We start from the raw sequence: 21,547 nt of genomic DNA, 5'->3' as shown, positions 1-21,547 counted from the left end.
ATGGCAAGAGCCGGTGGGAAATAGCTCACCACCGGCCCTCGAGAATGTGCAGGCTATTCTTCGATAGCCTCCAGCGGCTGGGTTCGCGCTGCGCCACGGGCTGGCATCAGGGCGGCGATCAGGCCTACCAAACCGGAGGCAAGGACCACGACCCCGACCTGCAGCCACGGGACGCTGATGGTTGTCAGCCCCATGTCGGACAGGCTCTTGATGAACGCCCAGCCCAGCCCCAGTCCGATGAGGGAGCCAACAACCGCGCCGTACAGGGCGATCACAATGGCTTCCAGGTGGATCATTCGGGATACTTGGCTGCGCTGCATACCGACGGCGCGGAGCATGCCGATCTCTTGGCGCCGCTCGGATACGGACAGCGCAAGGGTATTCATGATGCCGAGGACTGCGATGATCACGGATAGCGCGAGCAGCGCGTAGAGGATGTTCAGCATCATTGTGATTTGCTTGCCGACCTCGCCCTTGACGTCCTCGCGATCGAGAACCATGACCGTGAGGTCGCCGGAGACTTCGTCTTCCAGATCGGTGCGGAGTTGCTGGAGGTCAGCGCCGTCTTTGGCGTCGATGATCACATTGAGCAATCGCAGGCGCTGCTCCGGGACGATGCGGCTGACCGACTCCATGGACAAGATGGCCGTGCCGATGGACGGATTTGGTTTGAAGATACCCGTCACTGGCGCTTGCGTCTGTTCTCCGGAGAAGGAGAAGAGGGTGATAGTATCGCCGACCTGCACGCCGTGTTCCGTGGCCAGGTTGGAGTCCAGGATCGCGCCTTCGCGCCCCTCGAGGTTGGAGTCGCCGGATTCCATGTCCAGCGTCATGGCCTTGGCCGGGTCACCTTCGATCGCCCCGATCATGTCATTGAAAGCGGTGGCCGGTGGCTTATTGATCGTTACGGGCGCCAGGTAGAGCGCGGTGGCTGCCTCCACGCCGTCGATATGCGTTACTCGCTCGGGAACGGTGAGGGGGATCGGCATGCCCATCGTGGCAGGGGCGCGGAGCATGTAGTCAGCGGTGAAGGTGGTGTCGATGAGGTCGTCGACGTTGTCGCGCATGGTGGCGCCCATCATGCCGATGGCGGACACCATGGTAAGACCCAGCGTGAGGGCGAAAGCGGTGGCTGCGGTGCGGCGTGGGTTGCGACGCGAGTTTGTCGACGCCAGCTTGCCGACGTTTCCGAACGGCAGGCCTACCACGCGACCGATGGAGCCGACAATCGGAATCGACAGTGCTGGACCGGCGAGCCAGAGGCCCAAGATGACCGCAAAGGTGGCAACGCCCACGGTGATCGCGCGCGTCTTGGTATCGCCCATATCCGAGTTCAGTCCTGCGTACAACGCTGCAGCGGCACCAGCCAGCATGAAGACTGCACCGATGATTGTGCGAACGGTCAGTGAGTTGGAGCTAGACTGATCGCCCGAACGCATGGCCTGAACTGGGTGGACACGTCCGGCGCGTCGGGCTGGCGCCCAGGCGGAGAACACGGTGACCAGCACACCGACGACAATCGGAGCAACGATTGAAGCCGTATCTAATGACAATCCAGCATCCGGCATGCCCAGGTCTTGGGCTTCCATCACCGCGTAGATCGCTTTCGTGATGCCCATACCAGCGAGGATGCCCAGCGCGGAACCGATCAGACCGACGATGGCCGCTTCGAAGACCACCGCCGTGGTGATCTGACTGCGGGAGGCACCGAGGCTGCGCAGCAGCGCGAATTCCTTCAGGCGCTGGGAGATGATCATGGAGAAGGTATTGGAGATGATGAACGAGCCGACCAGCAGGGCGATCGCCGCGAAGGCCCAGAGGAAGTAGTTCATGAAGGCCAAGGAATCCTTGATCTCCTTGTTCGCCTTTTCGGCCAGCGCCGTGCCGGTCTCAAACTTCAGGTCAGGGTACTTGGCTTCCAGGGTGGCCTGAGCTGCTGCAACGTCACCTTTGACATCGATCGGCATTCCGGAGAGGTGCTGCCCATCGGTGAAACTCTTCAGGTAGTCGCTCTCGGGAATGACTAAGCCGACGAAGCCACCGACCTCCATGTCGGTGTCGTAGATGCCCACCACGCGGTAGGTGTCGCGGCTGGTCGCGGACACCATAGTGATGTCGTCGCCAAGCTTGATGCCAGCCTTTTCAGCCGCGCCCGAGTTGATAGCCGCGGTCCCCGGCTCGGTCGGAATGCTGCCCTCGGTCAGGGTCGTAATATTGCCGACGGTCGATCCATCAGGTGCTTGTGACAGGGCGAGGGAAGGAGCGCCGCCGGACTGCAGGGCCTTGCCATCTGGTCCAGCCACGACGATGCTCGGGTTGAGCCCCTCCACGTCCACAGCGACGATGTCTGGGTTGGCGCGGAGCTCGTCGCGGACGGACAGCGGGATGCCGAGGGACATTTTGTCCTTCGGTGAAGCCTGCAAGTCGATGCTCTCGTACGTGCTCGTCGTGATGTCGGTGAAGGCATTGTTCATACTCGCGGACAGCATGTTGGAGCCTGCGATGAACGCGGTGCCTAGGATGACGGCCAGCAGCGTGAGCGCCAGCCTGAGTTTATGCGCAGAGAGATTGCGCAAGGAAATTGTGCGCATTGCGTTTTTCATGACTTAGGCGCCTTCCATTTCGCCCATGACCTGCAGGATGTCTTCGGTCGTCGGGTCCAGCAGTTCGCGGACGAGTTTGCCGTCCGCAAGGAACACGACGCGGTCTGCGTAGGACGCTGCCTTGGCATCGTGCGTCACGATCACCACAGTCTGTCCCATTTCATCCACAGCCGCGCGCAGAATGTCCAGCACTTCCTTGGACGCGTTGGAGTCCAGGTTGCCGGTGGGCTCATCGCCGAAAATCAGGTCGGGGCGGGAGATCAGTGCGCGTGCGATGGCCACGCGCTGCTGCTGACCACCAGAGAGCTCGGCGGGACGGTGCTTCAGGCGGTCGGTCAGGCCCAGGCGGGTGGTGACTTCGTCGAACCACGCCTTATCGACGCCCTTGCCCGCAATACTCAACGGCAAGGTGATGTTCTCTTCGGCATTTAGGGTCGGCACCAGATTGAAATACTGGAAGACGAATCCCAGCCGATCGCGTCGGAGCTTGGTGAGCTCCTTGTCTTTCAGCGTGGCAAGGTCTGTGTCGCCGATAAGTGCTTGTCCAGTGGTCATGGCGTCAAGACCTGCCATGCAGTGCATGAGGGTGGACTTACCTGAGCCGGATGGGCCCATGATGGCGGTGAATTGTCCTTTTGCGAATTCAACTGAGACATCGTCGAGGGCGTGGACAATGTTGGTGCCACTTCCGTACTGCTTGACCAGGTTTACTGCTCGTGCTGCGGTCTCCATAGCTGCTCCTTGTTAGGTGTTTCTTTTCTTCTCACCTTTAGTATTGCCCGATACCAGGAAAGAAGTAAGAGTTCGCGCAGGAGATCAGTGGTTTTTCAGGGGGAACCCTGAGCGCTTTCGGGGTTGGTTGAGCGAAAAAAATTCACCCATGGTTGGGCACAACCACGGGTGAATTCTTCTTAAGCGGGAGCTAGTCCGTAATAGCCTCCAGCGGCTTCGTCCTAGCCGCCTTGTGACCTGGCCAGACAGCAGCAATGATGCCGACGAGGATCGAGGCGCCGAGCATAGCTGCGACTTGACCCCACGGGACAACCACCGAGTCCATGCCTTCGCCGGAGAGGGCGTGGATGAAAGCCCAACCGATGCCGAGACCAACGGCGGCACCGAGCAAAGCACCGTAGAAGGCGATGACGGCAGATTCGATGTAAATCATGCGTCGGATCTGGCCACGCTGCGTGCCGACGGCGCGGAGCATACCCACTTCTTGGCGACGCTCGATCACGGAAAGCGCCAGGGTGTTGACGATGCCGAGGATCGCAACAACCACGGACAGTCCCAGCAGCGCATAGAGGATGGAGAGCATCTGATTGATCACGCTGGTGGTCTCTCCGATGTACTCGTTCTTGTCCTTCACACCCACGACAAGGTGGGAGGCAGTGGCATCTTGGAGCTTGGTGCGCATCTGTTCCGAGTGACCGCCAGCGGAGACGAAGATGCTGTCGATCTGAATGCTTTGCTCTTCGTTGATTTCTCTCGCGGACTCATAAGAGGCGAGGGCGCGGCCGACAGTGGAATTCTGCTTATAGATGCCCTTCACAGGTGCCTTCGCCTGGCCGCCTGACAGGGAAGTCAGGGTGACATTCGAGCCGACCTTCAGGTCAAAAGTCTCTGCGGTGGATTCGGCGATGATCACGCCGGGCTCGTTTTCCGGTAGGTCGAGGGTGCCGTCGATAAGCTCGATCTTGATTGCCTTGGAGATGTCGCCCCGCACCACCTTCATATTCGGTGCGCCCATGGAGTCGCTCATCGGCTTGCCACCGAGCAGCATCGGCGCCGCGTAGGTGGTGGTGACGGATTCGACTCCGTCCACTCCGGCGACTACCTCAGGCACGTCCTTAGGCACACCGATGGCGCCGCCCGCGGAGCCGGTGAGGACGTAGTCGGCGTTGATGGAGTCGTCGATCATGTCGGCCATGGAGTCGCGCATGGTGGCGCCCAGCATGCCGATGGAGGACACCATCATCAGGCCCAGGGTGAGAGCGAAGGCAGTGGCAGCGGTGCGGCGCGGATTGCGCTGCGAGTTCGTTGCAGCCAACTTGCCGACCGCGCCGAACGGAGCGCCCACGATGCGGCCCAAACCGCCCACTAGCGGACCTGCAAAAGCCGGGCCGGCGAGCCACAGCCCGATGACCACCAGGAAAGCGCCCGTGCCGATAGTGCTCATGCGGGTAGTCATGCCACCCAAATCGGAATTGAGTGAGCCGAGAAGAGCCAGACCAATGCCGACAGCAAGAGCCAGACAACCGAACACGGTGCGGATGAGCAGAGAATTATTGCTGGACTGGTCGCCGGAACGCATCGCCTGCACCGGATGCGTGGCACCCGCGCGCTGAGCGGGCGCCCAGGCGGAGAGGACGGTGATCACGATGCCTACGCCGAGCGGGACCAGGATGGACTTGGCGTCGAGGCCCAGTCCGCCGTCGGGAAGCGGCATGCCTTGCGAGCCCATGAGAGCGAACAAGATCTTGACCAGGCCCATGCCGGCGAAGATGCCGATGATAGAGCCGATGAGGCCCACGACGATCGCCTCGAAGACTACCGAGCGGGTGATCTGGCCGCGGGAGGCACCGACCGCACGCAGCAGCGCGAGTTCACGGCCGCGCTGGGCGACGATCATGGCGAAAGTGTTGGAAATGATGAAAGTTCCCACGAGCAGAGCGATGCCGGCGAAAGCCCAGAGGATGTAGTTCACAAAGGACAGGCCTTGAGAGATGAGCTTAGTGGTTTGCTCGACTAGCGATTGGCCGGTTTCGATGGTGACGCCCGGGTATTGCTGCTGGAGTTCGGTGCGCACGGTATCGGCGTTGGCGCCGTCATTCAGGCCGATCGTGACCAGCTGAACGTGCTCGCCGTCCGTGAAGTGCTTGAGGAAGTCGGCCTCGGTGAAGGCAACGCCCACCATGGAGTCGGTGACTACCTCGGCATCGAAAGTACCGACCACCTTCATTTCCGTCTTGCCGTGCGGGGTGACCACGGTGGTGGTGTCGCCCACTTTTAGGTCGCCCTTCTTCATCGCGCCGGGGTTCAGCGCGATTTCGTTCTCAGCCTCGGGCTTTGTGCCTTCCGCCAGGGTCACGCCGGTGGCGAAGCTTTCGCCGGGCGCAACAGCGAAGGCTTGGGCCGGGGCAGCACCGGTTTGCAGTGGCTTGCCGTCAGAGCCAGTGATCACCACAGATGCTTGCTGCGCCGAAATGTCCACGCTCTGCGCGTCAGGGCGCTCGCGGAGTTTTTGAACGTCCGCCATCGGGACACCCAGTGGGGAGTCCTTGCCCGGCATCATGACGACATCGACATCGTCAAACGCAGTAGTGAGCAAAGAGTCCATGCTGTTCTTCAGCGATGTTGTCATCATGGAAGAACCGGCGATGAACGCGGTGCCAAGCACGACGGACAGGATGGTCAGGAATAGCCTGACCTTGTGACTTGCGATATTGCGCAGGGAAATCGTGCGCATTGCATTACTTGCCATGCGCTTATCGCTCCTCGATGCGAGCCATCACGCTCAGGATCTTTTCCGTGGTTGGCTCGAGCAGCTCGTCTACGAGCTTGCCGTCAGCCAGAAAGACCACGCGGTCTGCGTAGGACGCAGCCTTCGGGTCGTGGGTGACGATCACGACGGTCTGGCCCAGGTCATCGACGGAAGTGCGGAGAATGTTCAGTACCTCAGCGGAGGAGTTGGAGTCCAGGTTGCCGGTTGGCTCATCACCGAAAATGATGTCGGGACGGGAGATCAGCGCGCGGGCCACGGCCACGCGCTGCTGCTGGCCACCAGAGAGCTCGGAGGGGCGGTGGCTCAGGCGCGACGTCAGGCCAAGGCGGTTGGTCACCTCCTCGAACCAGGCTTCATCGACCTTGCGACCAGCGATATCTACCGGCAGGGTGATATTTTCGCGGGCGTTCAGGGTCGGTACGAGGTTGAAAGACTGGAATACGAAACCGAGTCGGTCGCGGCGCAGCGCGGTCAAATCCTTGTCCTTCATCTGGGACAGCTCAGTCTCACCGATGTAGGTGCGGCCGCCGGTAGGGGCATCTAGGCCGGCCATGCAGTGCATGAGGGTGGACTTACCCGATCCTGATGGGCCCATGATGGCTGTGAACTTGCCCTTTTCGAACTGGATGGACACGCCGTCCAGGGCGCGTACCGCTGCTTCGCCAGTGCCGTACTGTTTGACAAGTTCTTCCGCATGCGCGGCGATGTCGGCCATCAGAGATCCTTTTCGGTTTGGGTAATTAGTAAACAATCGTCACTCTAGTTAACTCTGCCAGCGGCGGCATAAGTTCCCAAGAAAGATCATATTTTTGAGACGAACTCGCGAGGCTCACCACTCAGCGGATCAATGAAACTCAAGCGGCGCGACAGCAAATGCATCGGCACCCCAAAGTCCTCCGCCTCCAGTGGAAGCACGTCCGGGTACACCGGATCGCCAAGGATCGGGGATCCAGCCAGAAACATGTGCAGCCGCAGCTGGTGCGTCCGGCCCGTCAGCGGGTGCAGCTCGTATCGAGCTTGCGGCCCCAAGGGGCCATGCATGGCCTCGAGGGTGGTGTGTTCGGTGGCGTCGATAAGCGTGACCGCGTTGACCTCGGTGCGCGCATTGACCGGCCCGGCGACGATGCGCGTTTTGAACTCGCCGCGCTCCTTTTCCATCCGGTGCTCCCAGACGGTGCCGGGCGTGATCGCCGGATTGACGTCCGCAATCGCCTCGTACACCTTGTCCACCTCGCGCCGGGCAAACAGCTCCTGATAAGCGCCGCGAATCTCCGGGCGCTTGGTCAGCACGAGCACTCCCGAGGTCAGGCGATCAAGCCGATGCGCGGGGGACAGGGCCTGGTTGCCGGTCTGGCGACGCATGCGCACCAGCACGGATTCGGTGATGTGGCTGCCGCGCGGGAAGGTGGCCAAAAATGGGGGCTTATCGACGACCAACAGCTCCGCATCCTCATGGATGATCCCAATCTCGTGTGGCACTTCCAATTCGGGGGCTGGGACGCGATAAAACCAGATGTCTTGGCCGCTTTTGAGGAGCTGATCCGGTTGGAATGGCGTGCCGCGCTGGTCGACGACTTCGTTGTCCGCGAAGCGTTTATCGAGGGCAGCGTCGTTATCGTCCGGATGAACGTAGCGCTGCGTTGTGATGAGATGTGCGACAAACTCGCGGGCGGTCATTGCCGGAGCGTCGTTGGGGAACCGGACTCGGGAGGGATTTAGTCCATCTCGCACCGGCAGTGGCTGTATTCTGTTCCCCATGGATATCAATTCAATCATGACTCCGGTTCTCGACTTCTTCAGCCATGGTATTGGCGAAATCATCGCAAATGTCATGCGTGTTATTTACGCACTTATCTACCCAGCTAACGCGGAAGCAGCACGTCCCGTCGACCTACCCGCGTAATTGGTTAGAACCACTGCCTAAACAGGTTCTGACAGCGTAGACTGGTATCTAGAAATCCTTATGCACCATGAGGATTTATCAATAGCAGCGCGCGTCAGGCGTGTTTGAAGGAGAGACCCACATGTCGAGAGAAAACATTGTCGTAGTCGCGGTCGATGGCTCCGAGGCCTCCAAGGTCGCAGTGCGTTGGGCAGCTAATACCGCCATGAAGCGGGAAATTCCGCTTCGCCTGGCATCCTCCTATGCCATGCCACAGTTCCTCTATGCGGAGGGAATGGTGCCGCCACAGGAGATCTACGATGACCTCCAAGCCGAGACCCTCGAGAAGATCGAGGAGGCTCGTGGAATCGCCCTCGAGGTGGCCCCAGAACTCAAGATCGGCCACACTATCGCTGAAGGCAGCCCCATTGACATGCTGCTCGATATGTCCAAGACAGCAACCATGATCGTCATGGGTTCTCGTGGCCTCGGTGGCCTGTCCGGCATGGTGATGGGCTCGGTATCCGCTGCTGTGGTGTCGCACGCAGATTGCCCGGTCGTGGTGGTCCGCGAGGATAACCACGTGGATGAGTCCACTAAGTACGGTCCGATTGTGGTTGGTATCGATGGTTCCGCTGTCTCCGAGAAGGCGACCGAGTACGCCTTTGCTGAGGCTGCCGCCCGTGGCGCAGAACTGCACGCCGTCCACACCTGGATGGATATGCAGGTCCAGGCTTCGCTCGCAGGTCTGGCCGCTGCTCAGCAGCAGTGGAAGGTAGTGGAGGAAGAGCAGCACGTGCTGCTCGCCGAGCGCCTCGCCGGGTTCCAAGAGCAGTACCCGAACGTAGTAGTAAAGAAGATCGTCACTCGCGACCGCCCAGTGCGCGCGCTTTGCGACGCCGCTGAGGGCGCGCAACTCCTGGTCGTGGGCTCGCACGGTAGGGGCGGATTCAAGGGCATGCTCCTTGGCTCCACCTCCCGCGCGCTACTCCAGTCTGCGCCATGCCCAATGATGGTCGTTCGCCCAACCGAGGAAGACATCGCTTAAGTCCTCCTGTTTCAGCCCCCTGCCCCAAGTTCTGGGTAGGGGGCTTTTGCATTGCCTAAGTAGCTCCTTAAAAAGGTTACGGGCCTGTAACAGACCTGTTTCTAATTAAGTATCAAGGGTGCTAATTCTCGCTTACTGTGCCCAACTCGCCTACGGTGGGAAGAGCAAGTTGACATTTGAACAAGTAATGGAGTGATTAAAATGGCATTTGGAATTATTGGTTGGATCATCATCGGCGGCCTCGCAGGCTGGATTGCTTCTAAGATCATGGGCACCGATGCTCAGATGGGTCTGTTCCTTAACGTTGTCGTTGGTATCGTTGGTGGTCTGCTTGGCGGCTGGCTGCTTAGCTTCTTCGGTCAGCCACTGGAGGGCCAGGGCGTTATCATGAGCTTCCTGACCTGCCTGATTGGCGCAGTTGTACTGCTCGCTATCGTGGGCTTCTTCATGCGCGCTAAGAAGTAAAACTTCAAAAACAAGGCGGGCTGGTTCGGTTGTTTCGAACCAGCCCGTTTTTGTGCGTTATGATATGGACAAACTGGTCTGTTTGAGGGAGGTTGTTGTGGTCGAGGCGAAGGCTAAGGCGAGTGGGCGTCGAAAAGGGCGCCCGAGCCCCCGCGAACGACTGCTAGCCAGCGCGACCAACCTGTTCACCACCGAAGGCATCCGCGTGATCGGCATTGACCGCATCTTGCGTGAGGCGGATGTCGCGAAGGCATCCTTGTATTCGTTGTTCGGTTCGAAGGATGCCCTGGTCGTGGCGTACGTTGAGCAGACCGACCAGCTGTGGCGCGAGGACTGGGCGGCTCGCACCGCAAAGATGTCTCAGCCGAAGGACAAGATCCTCGCTTTTTTCGATCAGTGCATCGAGGAGGAGCCCGCTAAGGGGTTCCGCGGCTCCCATTTTCTCAATGCAGCGACTGAATACCCGCGTGCTGAGTCCGATCAGGAGCGGAAGATCGTTGCCGCCGCGATGGAGCATCGTCGCTGGTGCCACGACACCCTCAGCGCACTCCTCACCGAGCTCAATGGCTTTCCCGGCGAATCTCTAGCCGATCAGATCCTGGTATTCCTCGAGGGCGGACTGGCAGGCAGCACGCTGACCCAGTCGGTGCAACCACTGCAGACGGCCCGCCAGCTCGCCGACGAGCTCATCTCCGCGCCGCCCGCTGATTACTCCATCTGATCTTTCTCCGCTTGCTCTTTCTCAGCTTGCTTGGCCGCGCGCTTTTCAGCCCGCTGCTGCTTCTCCGCTTCTCGACGCAACTTCGCGTTCTCACGCTTGTCCTTGGTTAGCTCCCGGCGCTCCTCCCGCCTGCGTGCCTTGGCCTCGGCGATTGTCTGGCGGTGCGTACTGAATTTGTGCGGCTGGAGCAACATGAGCGCTCGGTGCTTGCGCACGGCGCGCTTGTGAGCCTTCAGTGCTTTTTGCTTGACCTTGAAGTCTGCCTTGCTCTCTTCGCGCATAGCGATGAACTCTTCGGTCAGAGGCTGGGTGCGCTCCAAATGCCAAGTGAAGACGAAGAACTGGCCCATTGACCAGAGGTTGCCACCGAACCAATACAGCATGATCGCCAGTGGGAGCGGGGCGGTGAATGCGGATACCAGCAGCAAGATCGGAACCAGCACCACAAAAGATGCGAGAAAGCGGGTCAAACCCACCGCGAACGATGAATGCCAGTCGAGGGTCCGGTACCCGCGCCAGGTTGAAAAGGCCATGTTGATGATAGTGAACACGCAGGCAGCGAGGACGAGCGGAGTGATGACACCGATCGCCATTTCCTTGGTAGTGCCCAGTTCCGCCAGACGTTCTGGGGTCATCGCAATGTAGGCAGGCAGCGGCACGTCCAGGAACTTCACCTGCAGGAATTCGGCCACATCCGTGGGGGAGAGGAAACCGATTGGGTGGTGCGCGGCATCGAGACCCTCGGCTGGGCGCGCCATGCGCAGCAACACCTGGTACAGGCCGATGAACACGGGAAACTGGATGAAGGCGGGGGCGCAGCCGGCCAGTGGGCTGTAAGAGTGCTCTTTGTGAAGCTCCTTGCGCTGCGACTGAAGCCATTTAAAGGCATCGGCGTCGGTACGCGATTCAAACTCCTTTTGCAGCGCCTTGAGCTTCGGCTGGATCAATTGTCCTTTGCGCCCGGACTTCATTTGCATCCAGGTCAATGGAGCGATAATCGAACGAACCGTGAAGACGAGCCCGAATATGGAGAGCAGCCATGCGAGGGAGGGATCGACTCCGAATACCGAAGCGAGCAGGTAGTGCCAGAACTTCATGATCGCTGACACGGGGTAAATCATGAACTCGATCATCGGCCGGGGAATCCTTCAAAGAGCGGGAGTGGACTGCTAACCGCCCCAACTTTAGTCCACGGGAAGGATAAGAAAATAGCCATCCCCCTTTCCCCTGGATAGTATGACCTGTATGAGCGCAGCGAAACATGGCGGGGCCGCCCGCAAGGTGACCTTCACCCAGGTCATTGGTGAACTGTTCATCACCGTCAGCGTGCTGCTGTTCGCCTTCGCTTTCTACGAGTCCTATTGGACCAACGTAGAAGCCGGCAAGCAGCAGAATCAGGCGTCGCAGGCGCTGGATGATGAGTGGGGCCAAAAAGTGAACCCACGCGCGAAGAAAGCCCCGGAGCTTGGTGAGGCTTTTGCCCGCATGTATATTCCTGCGTTCGGATCGGACTTTGCCTTCGCCATCGTTGAGGGCACGTCGGATGCGGATTTGCTTAAAGGCCCGGGTCGCTACACGGATTCCCAAATGCCCGGTCAGCCTGGCAACTTCGCCATCGCTGGCCACCGCGTCGGCAAGGGCGCGCCGTTCAATGACCTCGGCAACCTTGAGGTGTGCGACGCAGTGATTGTGGAGACTCGCAGCAGCTGGGATGTTTACCGCATCTTGCCAATCGACCTGCAGGGCGAGCAACGGCGAGCGGCGGCCGAGCAGTGCTTCACCAAGGAACAAATCGAGGACATCACTTCAGGCCGATACGCAGCGGTGGAAGGACGCCACATCACCCTGCCAGGCGATTACAGCGTGGTCCACCCGGTCCCGGAAACCGAAGTGACCGAGGTTGCTCCGGATATGCAGTCCGTGATGACCATGACTACCTGCCACCCCCAGTTTTCCAACGCCGAGCGCATGATTGTGCACGCCATGAAGGTACGGTCGGAACCGAAAACCGGCTCGAACCGTCCCGCTGAATTTGAGGAGAATTAAGCCATGTATGGACTGTTCTGGCGCATGCTTCCTGGCCCCACGTTTGTGAAGGCGCTCATCTGCCTCGCCCTACTCGTGGGTATTTTCTTCCTGCTCATGGAGGTTGTCTTCCCGTACATCTCCACGCTCATGCCATACCAGGAAGTCGCAGTCTAAAGGCCAAGATTCTTAATGGTCTCCTCGGCCACCAATTGCGCCTTCAGCGACTGATCCTGGTTGGTGAACACCACGACGGCCTTATTGTCCTTGTACACCGCGTAGAGGGAACGTCCCGGTGAGCCGAGGCGGCCACCCATCCAACCAGCCGGCAAGTCAGCTGGCTCGGTGGTGTCGATCGGCGCTGCCCAGTTCACCACTTGTTCCGCGTCGGACTCGCTGGCCATGGTGCGTACCATGACGGTGAGCTGCTCTTCTTCCGCGTAGGACCAGAACACACAGGCTGGGTGGTCGAAGCGTTCGTCGATGCCGGAGCCGAGGACGCGCTGGCCATTCGTGTCGGCTACCCATTGGGAATCCAAGTACGGGCAGGGCACGAGTTCGTTCCGGCCGGTGGGGATGTCGGGCATGGCGTCGAAAGGCAAGCCCTGGTCGCCGGCTACTGCGGGTGCCACCATGGAAGTAGAAGAAGGCGTGGGGTCCGACGTGGTGCTCGTGGTGCACGCAGAAAGAGCACAAACGGCGACGAGAGCGGGAAGAATGGTTCTCATAACTCTTAAGCCTAAGCTAGGTGCGTGATGGAAACAGAAATGGACACAGCTGCCATGCCGGGGGCGGAAACGCTCCGCCGAAGCGTGGACATTTTGTTCGGGATATTGCTCATTGGTGTGGGCGCGTCGGTGCTAACGAACGGCGTTCAGAAGTTCCTGGTTTTGGGGCTGCTGTTTGGTTTCGCGGCGGTGTACTACTGGGGCACCTTTTTCCTCGATAATGCGCCGACATGGCCGGTATTTGTGTGGCTTATGGTGCTGACGGTTTTATGGGTCGTAATGTTGCCTATTCAGCCATTGGCGGTATATCTGGTATTTCCATTATTCTTTCTTTACCTCAATGCATTTCCGGACTATAGAGGAATTACAGCTGTTATTGGTGCGACGGTTGTGGCGATATTCGGTAATTATCCGCAATTTTCGCCGGGCAGCGTGGTAGGGCCTGTGCTCGCCGCCCTCGTCACCATCGCGATCTTCTTCGCTTTTCGACGCCTCTGGCTCGCCCACCTCGACCGCGAGCAGCTCTTCCGAGAACTGCTAGCCACTCGCCACCAGCTGGCAACCACTGAACGCAAGGCTGGAATGGTGGCCGAACGCCAGCGCATCGCCCACGAAATCCATGACACGCTCGCGCAAGGCCTGTCCAGTATTCAGATGTTGTTGCATGTGGCTGAACAAGAAGTCAGTTCGGGTGATGCTGACAATGCCATCAAGCACATTGGCCTGGCGCGGACCACGGCCGCCGACAACTTGAGCGAGGCCAGGGCCATGATCGCGGCCCTGCAGCCGGCTGCCCTAGAGCAGGCGTCGCTGGAGGGCGCGCTGCACCGCATCGCCGAATCCAGCGCCGTCCCCGAGGTTGCGGTCACTGTCGAAGGGGCGTCCCGTCCACTGCCGATGCGGGTTGAGGCGACGCTGCTGCGCATTGCGCAAGGGGCGATGGGGAACGTCGAAAAGCACTCGGGCGCGGGGCGCGCGAAGCTGACCTTGACTTTTGAACCGGACGAGGTGCGGCTGGATGTGGTCGACCACGGCGCGGGCTTTAATCCGGAGGAGGTGTCCGAGCGGCCCGCAGGGCTGGGGCACATCGGTTTAGCTGCGATGCATTCCCGCGCCGCCGAAGTGGGGGGTGACCTCACCGTGGAATCGACACCTGGGCTGGGCACTGCGGTGAGCGTCGCGATCCCGACGGTAGACTCAGACGCATGATTCGCATTCTGCTTGCCGACGACCATGAAATCGTTCGCCTTGGACTGCGCGCCGTCCTGGAAGCCGAGCCGGACATTTCGATCGTAGGGGAGGCCTCAACCGCCGAGGAAGCCATTATGGCTGCCCAGGCTGGGGGCATTGATCTTATCCTGATGGACCTGCGCTTCGGCGCTGGTGAGGCGGGACGCAAGGTGGCTACCGGAGCTGACGCGACCGCGGAAATCCGCCGCACCGTACCGAATCCACCACACGTGTTGATGGTGACCAATTACGACACCGATGCTGACATCCTCGGTGCCATCGAGGCTGGCGCCGTGGGATATTTGCTCAAGGACGCGCCACCGAAAGAACTTATCGCGGCGGTGCGCTCCGCATCCTGCGGCGATACTGCGATGTCGGCTGTGGTGGCCGATCGGCTGATGACGCGGGAAGAAACGCCGCAGGTTGCGCTCACTCCTCGTGAGCTGCAGGTTCTGACGCTGGTTGCTGATGGCCACTCGAACCGGGTGATCGGTTTTAATCTGGAGCTGTCCGAGGCAACAGTGAAGTCTCACCTGGTGCATATCTATGACAAGCTCGGTGTGCGTTCCCGCACGTCTGCCGTGGCATCTGCGCGGGAACTCGGTTACCTCTAGTGGGCTGCTAGGTACTTTTCGATAATCTCGTTGGATAGCTTGCCGCGCGCCGCTACTTCAATTCCCTGGGACTTTGCCCATTCGCGAATGAGCTTAGGGTCCGGGGAATTAGTCGTTTTCCGGGCGGTGCCGGTATCCTTTCGGGCCACCTTTACATAAGGCTGCAAAGCCGCTTCAAACTTTGCGGCGTTTTTCGCCGAAAGATCAATGATGTAATTATTTCCATTCACGGAGAACTTAATTACATTCACTTCATCCTGAGTTAGTGGGGAATTATCTAGATCATCGAAAAATTGAATTACTTCACGGCGTGCCATGATAGAACTCCTTTTAATAGTTTGAGAATTAACACCGATAATAAACGGTATTTTCGGTATTTACAACAAATGATTTTTAAAAGCTTCTTGGGAAAACAGTGAGTTAACGCTCCATGAAATCTGTTTCCAGCGGTGGCGCTAGGCGTTCTGACCGCCCATGATCTTGGGTTATGGGCTCTTTTGGTGACATCGCGCGTACGGCACTACAGCCATTCCAGCGCGTCAGTCGCCGTAACTTCCTGCGCGGAACCATGGGAGTCGGTGCTCTCACACTCCTGCCAGGTTCACTCAATACGGCAAACGCCGGCAATTTCGCCGATCTCATTGACCGTGACCTCCGCGAGCGCCACGAACCTGATGCCCTCAATCCGGCCGAGTTTCGCCCGTTCATGCACGGAGTTGCCTCCGGTGATCCGCTGCCACACAGCGTCGTGCTCTGGACCCGGGTCACCCCGAGCCCTGAAGCCGTTCCCGGTTCCAGCAAAGGGTTACCAGTGCGCCTGCGCTGGGAAATCGCCACGGATGTTGAATTCACGGAGATCGTGAAAACCGGAGAAGAAACCACCACCGCAGAGCGCGACCACACCCTCCACGTGGAACCCTGGGGCCTGAATCCTGGCACCGAGTACTTCTACCGGTTCAGTATCGTCGGCGGAAAATTCGACGGCGTGACCGCACCCATCGGCCGTACCAAGACTGCGCCGGCTCCGAATGACACCCCTGACCAGCTGAACTTAGCGGTTTGCTCCTGCGCCAATTTCGAATCCGGCTATTTCGCCGCCTACTCGGATATCGCCCGCCGCGCCGCCGACGGCGACATCGACGTCGTCGTGCACCTAGGTGACTACATCTACGAGTACGCCTCCGGCCTCTACGCCGGAAAATACGGTGTGGTTCGTACCCACGAACCCACCTGGGAAATCGTCAGCCTCTCCGACTACCGTGCCCGCTACGGTCGCTACCGCCGCGACTACGAGCTGCAGGCTGCGCATGCGGCCGCCCCGTGGGTCGTGATGTGGGACGACCACGAAATCGCCAACAACGCCTGGGAGCACGGAGCACCCGCGCACACCGGCTGGCACGGTGACTGGGAGCAGCGCCGGGCGTCGGCAATGCAGGCCTACCTCGAATGGCTGCCGGTGCGCGGGCTAGCGCCGACGCAAGGCGGGCATATTTACCGGTCGCTGCGTTTCGGCACCCTCGCCGAGCTCACCATGCTTGACCTGCGCAGCTACCGAGACAAACCAGAAACCCTCAACGTCAAGCGGTCCTTGGAAGATGGGCGCACCATCATGGGCGCAGAACAGTTTGACTGGCTGCAACGCAAGCTCGAACGCCCGGAGACCCGCTGGAACATTGTGGGCACGTCCGTCATGGTGTCCCCGGTGTCGCTGGTCAACATGGATACCCGCATGGGCGACGCCGTTCGCAAGCTCATCGGCGCCGACTGCGACGGCCTGCCCTACAACCTCGACCAATGGGACGGCTACATGGCCGACCGTGCTCGCCTGATGTCAGTACTGACTAAGCGCGCCGAACAGCACCCAGACTCCGGCACCGTCTTCCTCGCCGGTGACATCCACTCCGAATGGGCCACCGAACTTGAGGCGGGCGGGCGCACCGTCGCCGCCGAACTCGTCTGTACCTCGGTGTCCGCCCCCAACATCGACGACGCCCTCGGCCTTCCCATCGACTCCCAACCCAGCACCCAGGCCGAAGCACACCTGCTGCGCGCCAACCCAGCCGTCAAACACGTCGACCTCGACGCCCACGGCTACGGCCTCGTCTCCATCACCCGCGCGCACGTCAGCATGACCTACTTGCGGGTCGAAGAAGTCACCACCGCAGGCTCGCCAATAGCGCCCGCACGCACCGCGCGGTTTAACGGCGCAACCGTAGAAATCACTGCATAACAACACTCGCGCTGCCGAATTATGCAAAAGCGGGCACAATACTCTTGTTCACCACGCACGATAAAAGGTTGGAATAAACATGGCTCAGACACCACTCGTTCCGGAGATTGATTCGCTGCTCAAAGGCATTGCTGATTTCGCTTGGGAGCGACGCGATCAAGTCAATCGTGTTGCACAGACGCACCGCGCTGGTGCGCTCAACCTGGTGCATTATAAGCACTTGCGCACTCAGGACTTGCGCCGTCTCCAGGCCCGTCTGACCGACCTCGGCGTGACCCGCATGTCCACCATCGAGACCGGTGTGAAGGCCAAGCTGGAGGCTGCCCGCAACGTGGTTGGTCTCATGGAGGGCTGCGGCGCCCCATACGACCTGGGCGACATCGCTCGTAGCTTCGCCGAGGCCGATGAAATCCTCGAGGCGCACACCGAAACCCTGCTCGGCCCAACCGACGAGAACACCCCGTCGCGCATCATGGTGACCCTGCCGTCCGAGGCTGCTGACGACTACGAGATGGTCAAGTCCTTCGTCGACTCTGGCATGGATGTTGCCCGCATCAACTGCGCCCACGACGGCACCGACGTCTGGCTGCGCATGATCGACAATGTCCACCGCGCCGCCGACGAAGCTGGTCGCGAGGTTCGCGTCAACATGGACCTGGCCGGCCCGAAGATCCGTACCGGCGAGATCGCGCCGGGCCCAGCCGTCGGTCGCGCCCGCGTCACCCGCGATGATGCTGGCAAGGTGCTCACCAAGTCCAAGCTGTGGCTGACCGTCGATGGCCAGCCTGCCCCTGAGTTCGAGGGCCGACCAGCCCTACCGGTCACCGTGAATCAGCAGTGGCTCGAGGGCCTGCAGGAAAACAGCGTGATCACGCTGCATGACACCCGTGGTTCCAAGCGGGAGTTCGTGGTCGTCGAAAAGCGCGATGGCGCCGTCCTCGCGGAGGGCGACCGCAACGCTTACATCGCCGAAGGCACGCTCATGGAGTGCGATTACGAGCGCACCCGCGCGCACGGCATCCCGAACGTCGTGCAGGCGCTGCGTATGCACGTCGGTGACCAGCTGATCCTCACCGCCGACGACGTCATCTGCACCATCGAGCCCGGCCGAACCTCCCGCATCTCCTGCTCCCTCCCGGAGGCCATCCACGCCCTGGAGGTCGGGCACAATGTGCTTTTCGACGACGGTGCCATCGCAGCAGTGGTTGTCGAGAAGCGTGACAATGACGCCGTCCTCGAGATCACCCGCGCGAAGGAAGGCGGCGTGAAGCTTGCAGCGCACAAGGGCATCAACTTGCCGGACACCTACCTGCCGCTGGCCTCCCTCACCCCAGAGGATGAGGAGCACCTCGAGTTCGTTGCGCGTCATGCCAACATCGCCGCGATTTCCTTCATCCGCAGTGTCGAGGACGTCCAGCACGTACTCAGCGTGCTCGGGCGCATCGCGGAGAAGTTTGAGGCAGAATCTCCAGAGCTCGGCCAGCGGGTTCGCGACCTCGGTCTCGTGCTGAAGATCGAAACGGTCCCGGCGTACGAGAACATCTCCGATATCCTCCTCGAAGGCATGCGTCACCCGAACTTCGGCATCATGATCGCCCGCGGCGACCTCGCCGTCGAGCTCGGCTTCGACCGCATGACCGAGGTCCCGGGCCAAATCCTCATGGTCGCCGAGTCCGCACACATCCCAGTGATCGTGGGCACCCAGATCCTCGAAAACATGGCCAAGAACGGCCTGCCATCCCGCGCTGAAATGACCGACGCCGCATTCGCGCTCCGCGCCGAAGCCGTCATGCTCAACAAGGGCCCGCACATCACCGACGCCATCGAAATTCTCAACCACCTGTCCCGTCGCCTTGGCCGCTCCCAGCGCAAGAACCGCATGCTGCTGCGCCACATCCACAGCTGGGACAACTAACATGCAGATCATCGCTCATCGAGGAGATTCCGGGGCGCACCCCGAACTGACCCAAATCGCTTTTGAATCGGCGCTGGCACTCGGCGCACCTGCCGTCGAATGCGACGTCCGCCTCACCCGCGACGGCCAGCTCGTCTGTGTACACGACTCAAACATCGAACGCGTCTCCAACGGCACCGGTCGCGTGGAAAACATGCATTATGCACAGTTGCGCGAATTCAACTTCGGCACCGCGGAGTCGCCGCAGGAGCCGCTGCTGCTGGACTCGCTCCTGGAATTGATGCAGGAATACCCGGATCGGCACCTCTACATCGAGGCCAAGCACCCGAGCCGCTACGGCAAAATGGTGGAAGAACAAATCGTGGTACGACTGCGTTATGCAGGGTTGCTTGACGACCCGCGCATGCACTTCATCTCCTTCGCCCCACTCGCCATCCGGAACATCCAGAACCTAGCGCCGCAGCTCGACCGCATCTTGCTTCGCGACGACAAGCCCTCGCTGTCCTGGAAAACTGCCGCCCGCTGGTGCCAGCCCATGGGCCTGGGCATGTCCATCGAAGCTGCGAAGGCGAACCCCGCAGAATTGCAAGAATACGAACGCACCTACTTGTGGACCGTCGATGACCCGGCCGACATGTTGTGGGCTCAGGAACACGGCGTGGACATGCTCGCGACCAATTACCCGGAGTTGGCGCTGCGCACGGTATCTTAAGGAGCATGGCTAAAAAGAAGAAGAATGACGAGCAGCTGCCGGAGGGCATGAGCCGTCGACAAGCAAAGCTCGCCGCCCGCGCTGCCGAACGTGCCGCCCTCGATCGCGACCCACGCCCATACGGCGGCCTCGCAATGGAGGCCGACCTGGTCGCTCTCCAGGAGTTCGTCCCTTCCGCCCTCGCGAAGCTCCCTGTGACGGGCTTCGACCGCGACGTCTACGTCGCCACCGTTCTCCCCGGCGCAGCCGGCGCGATGGTCTGGGACGACGGCACCGCCTTCGTGGCCCTGCAAACCCAGTCCCACACCCACAACCCAGGTCGCGACCTCGCGTTCGCCCTCGCGTGGGCAAAGGACGCCACGCCGGGCGCCACCCTGGCCTCCACCGCGGCTGATGGCACCCAGCCGGCGCTCGACACGCTTCTCGACGCCACCGGCCCCCTGACCGTCGAAGCTCGCGAAGACTTCAACTGGTGGCTACCAGCCGATGCGTCCCTGGACCCAGCGACCGCTCAGTCCCTGCAAGCCGCCAACGACACCATCATGCCGTCCCGCCAGGTCACCGGCTCCTTCGACGGCGTCGCCTGGTGGATCGACCCAGGCGACAAGGCACACATCCGCTGGGTCCGCACCGACGACGAAGACAAGCTCATGCGCGCCCTCGCACGCATCTCCGCAGCCGGCGCCCTTGACCTTGGCGAAGGCACCAAGTTCGCCGGTGTTTTCCGCACCCACGGCATTGCCGTTCCGGTCTGGGACCTGCCTGTCGATGTCGCCTACGACACCTACGGCCCGCTGCTGGAGAAGCTCGACAAGAAGATCGCAGCCTCGATCGAAGCCGATGAAGAGCTCTCTGCTGATGCGCGTCGCGCCCTCGAGAACATCAAATCCCGACAGGTGACGATCCGCTAGCACCATGCATAATGCCCCCGGCCAGAAGGTCGGGGGCATGTTTTATGCGCAATTAGCGCTCGAGAAGCACGTCAGTCTCGTCTGGGAAGACGAACTTATACGCTACGCCAGCGATCGCTGCGCCGATGAGCGGTGCGACGAAGAACGCCCACACCTGGGCCAGCGGTTCGGAACCTGCGTACAGCGCCACGCCCAAGGAACGGGCTGGGTTGACGGAGGTGTTGGAGATTGGGATAGAGATCAAGTGGATCAGGGTCAGCGCGAGGCCAATGGCGATCGGCGCGAAGCCCTGTGGGGCGCGCTTGTCGGTGGAGCCGAGGATGACGAAGAGGAAGATGGCGGTCAGCACGATCTCAGCGATCAGCACAGCCATCAGGGAGTATCCGTTAGGGGATAGGTCGCCGTAGCCATTCGTTGCGAAGCCGGACTCCACAGCATTGAACCCCTCCTTGCCGGAAGCAATGACGTACAGGACGCCACCAGCGACAGCGCCAGCTACCAGCTGGGTAACCCAGTAAGGGAGGACGTTCTTGGCGTCGATACGGCCTGCCAAGAAAGCACCGAGGGTGACTGCAGGGTTGAAGTGGCCGCCGGAGATGTGGCCTACTGCGTAGGCCATGGTTAGGACGGTGAGGCCGAATGCGAGGGAGACGCCGACGAAGCCGATGCCCATGTTGACGGCCTTGTCATCGGTAAGGACCTGCGCCGCGAAGATTGCGGAACCGCAGCCACCGAAGACGAGGACGAACGTGCCGAGGAACTCGGCGAAGAGGCGAGCGGACAGTTGAGAGTGCACGATTACTCCAAAATTGAGATATCAGTATTTCCGTCCAAAACCGTACCCCGCTTAGCGCACCTTTCCCATTCGAATACCAATTTGTCACCTGTTCGTTATGTGCATTATGCATGCTGTTTAGGTCGATCTCGCCGGGTGATGTGGACGTTTTGGAAGATTATGCAT

The 21,547-nt window shown here is 60.5% G+C and carries 21 protein-coding genes; 12 read left to right on the top strand and 9 right to left on the bottom strand.

Annotated elements, in window-relative coordinates; genetic code table 11:
• Positions 1-53 precede the first annotated feature (53 nt).
• The 5 genes from CKALI_RS11510 to CKALI_RS11490 form a co-directional block, all read right to left on the bottom strand.
• Positions 54-2,603, bottom strand: coding sequence for an ABC transporter permease (locus CKALI_RS11510; protein ID WP_156193484.1), 2,550 nt, complete (start codon positions 2,601-2,603; stop codon positions 54-56).
• A gap of 3 nt (positions 2,604-2,606) precedes the next feature.
• A complete protein-coding gene (locus CKALI_RS11505; protein WP_156193483.1) occupies positions 2,607-3,335 on the bottom strand; it encodes an ABC transporter ATP-binding protein in 729 nt (242 codons plus the stop codon).
• Between the two features lie 190 nt (positions 3,336-3,525).
• Positions 3,526-6,084 (bottom strand): ABC transporter permease, encoded by a 2,559-nt coding sequence (locus CKALI_RS11500; protein WP_156193482.1) that lies wholly within the window; start codon positions 6,082-6,084, stop codon positions 3,526-3,528.
• 4 nt (positions 6,085-6,088) lie between these two features.
• Positions 6,089-6,820, bottom strand: a complete 732-nt coding sequence (locus tag CKALI_RS11495; protein ID WP_156193481.1) for an ABC transporter ATP-binding protein — start codon at positions 6,818-6,820, stop codon at positions 6,089-6,091.
• An 86-nt stretch (positions 6,821-6,906) separates the two neighbouring features.
• On the bottom strand, positions 6,907-7,926 hold the full coding sequence (locus tag CKALI_RS11490; protein WP_156193480.1) for a pseudouridine synthase: 1,020 nt from the start codon (positions 7,924-7,926) through the stop codon (positions 6,907-6,909).
• On the opposite strand from CKALI_RS11490, the gene CKALI_RS12230 reads away from it, so the two are divergent.
• The 4 genes from CKALI_RS12230 (at position 7,862) to CKALI_RS11475 (ending at position 10,221) form a co-directional block, all read left to right on the top strand.
• The gene (locus CKALI_RS12230) at positions 7,862-8,008 is read left to right on the top strand and encodes a hypothetical protein (protein ID WP_197079705.1); all 147 of its coding nucleotides are present in this window, start codon (positions 7,862-7,864) and stop codon (positions 8,006-8,008) included. The genes CKALI_RS11490 and CKALI_RS12230 overlap by 65 nt on opposite strands.
• Before the next feature lie 121 nt (positions 8,009-8,129).
• Complete coding sequence (locus CKALI_RS11485; RefSeq protein WP_156193479.1) at positions 8,130-9,035, top strand: universal stress protein; 906 nt, start codon at positions 8,130-8,132, stop codon at positions 9,033-9,035.
• A gap of 201 nt (positions 9,036-9,236) precedes the next feature.
• Entirely contained in the window at positions 9,237-9,500 is a 264-nt protein-coding gene (locus tag CKALI_RS11480; RefSeq protein WP_156193478.1) for a GlsB/YeaQ/YmgE family stress response membrane protein, read from the top strand.
• Between the two features lie 97 nt (positions 9,501-9,597).
• Complete coding sequence (locus CKALI_RS11475) at positions 9,598-10,221, top strand: TetR/AcrR family transcriptional regulator (RefSeq protein ID WP_231580572.1); 624 nt, start codon at positions 9,598-9,600, stop codon at positions 10,219-10,221.
• Here the strand turns inward: CKALI_RS11475 and yidC are convergent.
• Complete coding sequence (yidC, locus tag CKALI_RS11470; RefSeq protein WP_156193476.1) at positions 10,209-11,354, bottom strand: membrane protein insertase YidC; 1,146 nt, start codon at positions 11,352-11,354, stop codon at positions 10,209-10,211. The genes CKALI_RS11475 and yidC overlap by 13 nt on opposite strands.
• A 112-nt stretch (positions 11,355-11,466) precedes the next feature.
• Here yidC and CKALI_RS11465 point away from each other — a divergent pair, with 112 nt between their 5' ends.
• A complete protein-coding gene (locus tag CKALI_RS11465; protein ID WP_156193475.1) occupies positions 11,467-12,267 on the top strand; it encodes a class E sortase in 801 nt (266 codons plus the stop codon).
• Between the two features lie 3 nt (positions 12,268-12,270).
• Positions 12,271-12,423, top strand: a complete 153-nt coding sequence (locus tag CKALI_RS12225; RefSeq protein WP_197079704.1) for a hypothetical protein — start codon at positions 12,271-12,273, stop codon at positions 12,421-12,423.
• On the opposite strand, the gene CKALI_RS11460 is transcribed toward CKALI_RS12225, so the two are convergent.
• The gene (locus CKALI_RS11460; protein ID WP_156193474.1) at positions 12,420-12,974 is read right to left on the bottom strand and encodes a DUF2020 domain-containing protein; all 555 of its coding nucleotides are present in this window, start codon (positions 12,972-12,974) and stop codon (positions 12,420-12,422) included. The genes CKALI_RS12225 and CKALI_RS11460 overlap by 4 nt on opposite strands.
• Before the next feature lie 390 nt (positions 12,975-13,364).
• Between CKALI_RS11460 and CKALI_RS11455 the strand changes: the two genes are divergently transcribed.
• A complete protein-coding gene (locus tag CKALI_RS11455) occupies positions 13,365-14,183 on the top strand; it encodes a sensor histidine kinase (protein WP_407643753.1) in 819 nt (272 codons plus the stop codon).
• Positions 14,180-14,818, top strand: coding sequence for a response regulator (locus tag CKALI_RS11450; protein ID WP_156193473.1), 639 nt, complete (start codon positions 14,180-14,182; stop codon positions 14,816-14,818). Before CKALI_RS11455 ends, CKALI_RS11450 begins: the two co-directional genes overlap by 4 nt.
• Here the strand turns inward: CKALI_RS11450 and CKALI_RS11445 are convergent.
• Positions 14,815-15,135, bottom strand: a complete 321-nt coding sequence (locus CKALI_RS11445; RefSeq protein ID WP_156193472.1) for a histone-like nucleoid-structuring protein Lsr2 — start codon at positions 15,133-15,135, stop codon at positions 14,815-14,817. The two genes, CKALI_RS11450 and CKALI_RS11445, sit on opposite strands and share 4 nt — an antisense overlap.
• A gap of 170 nt (positions 15,136-15,305) precedes the next feature.
• On the opposite strand from CKALI_RS11445, the gene CKALI_RS11440 reads away from it, so the two are divergent.
• The 4 genes from CKALI_RS11440 to CKALI_RS11425 all read left to right on the top strand — a co-directional run bounded on the left by CKALI_RS11440 (position 15,306) and on the right by CKALI_RS11425 (position 20,586).
• Positions 15,306-17,048 (top strand): alkaline phosphatase D family protein, encoded by a 1,743-nt coding sequence (locus tag CKALI_RS11440; protein ID WP_156193471.1) that lies wholly within the window; start codon positions 15,306-15,308, stop codon positions 17,046-17,048.
• Between the two features lie 79 nt (positions 17,049-17,127).
• On the top strand, positions 17,128-18,963 hold the full coding sequence (locus tag CKALI_RS11435; protein WP_156193470.1) for a pyruvate kinase: 1,836 nt from the start codon (positions 17,128-17,130) through the stop codon (positions 18,961-18,963).
• 1 nt (position 18,964) lies between these two features.
• Complete coding sequence (locus CKALI_RS11430; protein WP_156193469.1) at positions 18,965-19,675, top strand: glycerophosphodiester phosphodiesterase family protein; 711 nt, start codon at positions 18,965-18,967, stop codon at positions 19,673-19,675.
• A gap of 5 nt (positions 19,676-19,680) precedes the next feature.
• Positions 19,681-20,586, top strand: coding sequence for a DUF5926 family protein (locus tag CKALI_RS11425; RefSeq protein ID WP_156193468.1), 906 nt, complete (start codon positions 19,681-19,683; stop codon positions 20,584-20,586).
• A 52-nt stretch (positions 20,587-20,638) separates the two neighbouring features.
• Here the strand turns inward: CKALI_RS11425 and aqpZ are convergent, their stop codons facing one another.
• Complete coding sequence (gene aqpZ, locus CKALI_RS11420; RefSeq protein WP_231580468.1) at positions 20,639-21,382, bottom strand: aquaporin Z; 744 nt, start codon at positions 21,380-21,382, stop codon at positions 20,639-20,641.
• Positions 21,383-21,547 lie beyond the last annotated feature (165 nt).

Origin of the sequence: Corynebacterium kalinowskii, from assembly GCF_009734385.1 — a bacterium.
Classification (GTDB): Bacteria; Actinomycetota; Actinomycetes; order Mycobacteriales; family Mycobacteriaceae; genus Corynebacterium; species Corynebacterium kalinowskii.
The sequence above is the reverse complement of the archived record's forward strand: the minus strand, read 5'-3'. Positions and strand labels throughout refer to the sequence as shown.

Excerpts from the sequence above, each read along its gene's own strand:
- CKALI_RS11510 (WP_156193484.1), bottom strand. The coding sequence starts at position 2,603 with ATGAAAAACGCAATGCGCACAATTTCCTTGCGCAATCTCTCTGCGCAT.
- CKALI_RS11505 (WP_156193483.1), bottom strand. The coding sequence starts at position 3,335 with ATGGAGACCGCAGCACGAGCAGTAAACCTGGTCAAGCAGTACGGAAGT.
- CKALI_RS11500 (WP_156193482.1), bottom strand. The coding sequence starts at position 6,084 with ATGGCAAGTAATGCAATGCGCACGATTTCCCTGCGCAATATCGCAAGT.
- CKALI_RS11495 (WP_156193481.1), bottom strand. The coding sequence starts at position 6,820 with ATGGCCGACATCGCCGCGCATGCGGAAGAACTTGTCAAACAGTACGGC.
- CKALI_RS12230 (WP_197079705.1), top strand. The coding sequence starts at position 7,862 with ATGGATATCAATTCAATCATGACTCCGGTTCTCGACTTCTTCAGCCAT.
- CKALI_RS11490 (WP_156193480.1), bottom strand. The coding sequence starts at position 7,926 with ATGATTTCGCCAATACCATGGCTGAAGAAGTCGAGAACCGGAGTCATG.
- CKALI_RS11485 (WP_156193479.1), top strand. The coding sequence starts at position 8,130 with ATGTCGAGAGAAAACATTGTCGTAGTCGCGGTCGATGGCTCCGAGGCC.
- CKALI_RS11480 (WP_156193478.1), top strand. The coding sequence starts at position 9,237 with ATGGCATTTGGAATTATTGGTTGGATCATCATCGGCGGCCTCGCAGGC.
- yidC (WP_156193476.1), bottom strand. The coding sequence starts at position 11,354 with ATGATCGAGTTCATGATTTACCCCGTGTCAGCGATCATGAAGTTCTGG.
- CKALI_RS11465 (WP_156193475.1), top strand. The coding sequence starts at position 11,467 with ATGAGCGCAGCGAAACATGGCGGGGCCGCCCGCAAGGTGACCTTCACC.
- CKALI_RS12225 (WP_197079704.1), top strand. The coding sequence starts at position 12,271 with ATGTATGGACTGTTCTGGCGCATGCTTCCTGGCCCCACGTTTGTGAAG.
- CKALI_RS11460 (WP_156193474.1), bottom strand. The coding sequence starts at position 12,974 with ATGAGAACCATTCTTCCCGCTCTCGTCGCCGTTTGTGCTCTTTCTGCG.
- CKALI_RS11450 (WP_156193473.1), top strand. The coding sequence starts at position 14,180 with ATGATTCGCATTCTGCTTGCCGACGACCATGAAATCGTTCGCCTTGGA.
- CKALI_RS11445 (WP_156193472.1), bottom strand. The coding sequence starts at position 15,135 with ATGGCACGCCGTGAAGTAATTCAATTTTTCGATGATCTAGATAATTCC.
- CKALI_RS11440 (WP_156193471.1), top strand. The coding sequence starts at position 15,306 with ATGGGCTCTTTTGGTGACATCGCGCGTACGGCACTACAGCCATTCCAG.
- CKALI_RS11435 (WP_156193470.1), top strand. The coding sequence starts at position 17,128 with ATGGCTCAGACACCACTCGTTCCGGAGATTGATTCGCTGCTCAAAGGC.
- CKALI_RS11430 (WP_156193469.1), top strand. The coding sequence starts at position 18,965 with ATGCAGATCATCGCTCATCGAGGAGATTCCGGGGCGCACCCCGAACTG.
- CKALI_RS11425 (WP_156193468.1), top strand. The coding sequence starts at position 19,681 with ATGGCTAAAAAGAAGAAGAATGACGAGCAGCTGCCGGAGGGCATGAGC.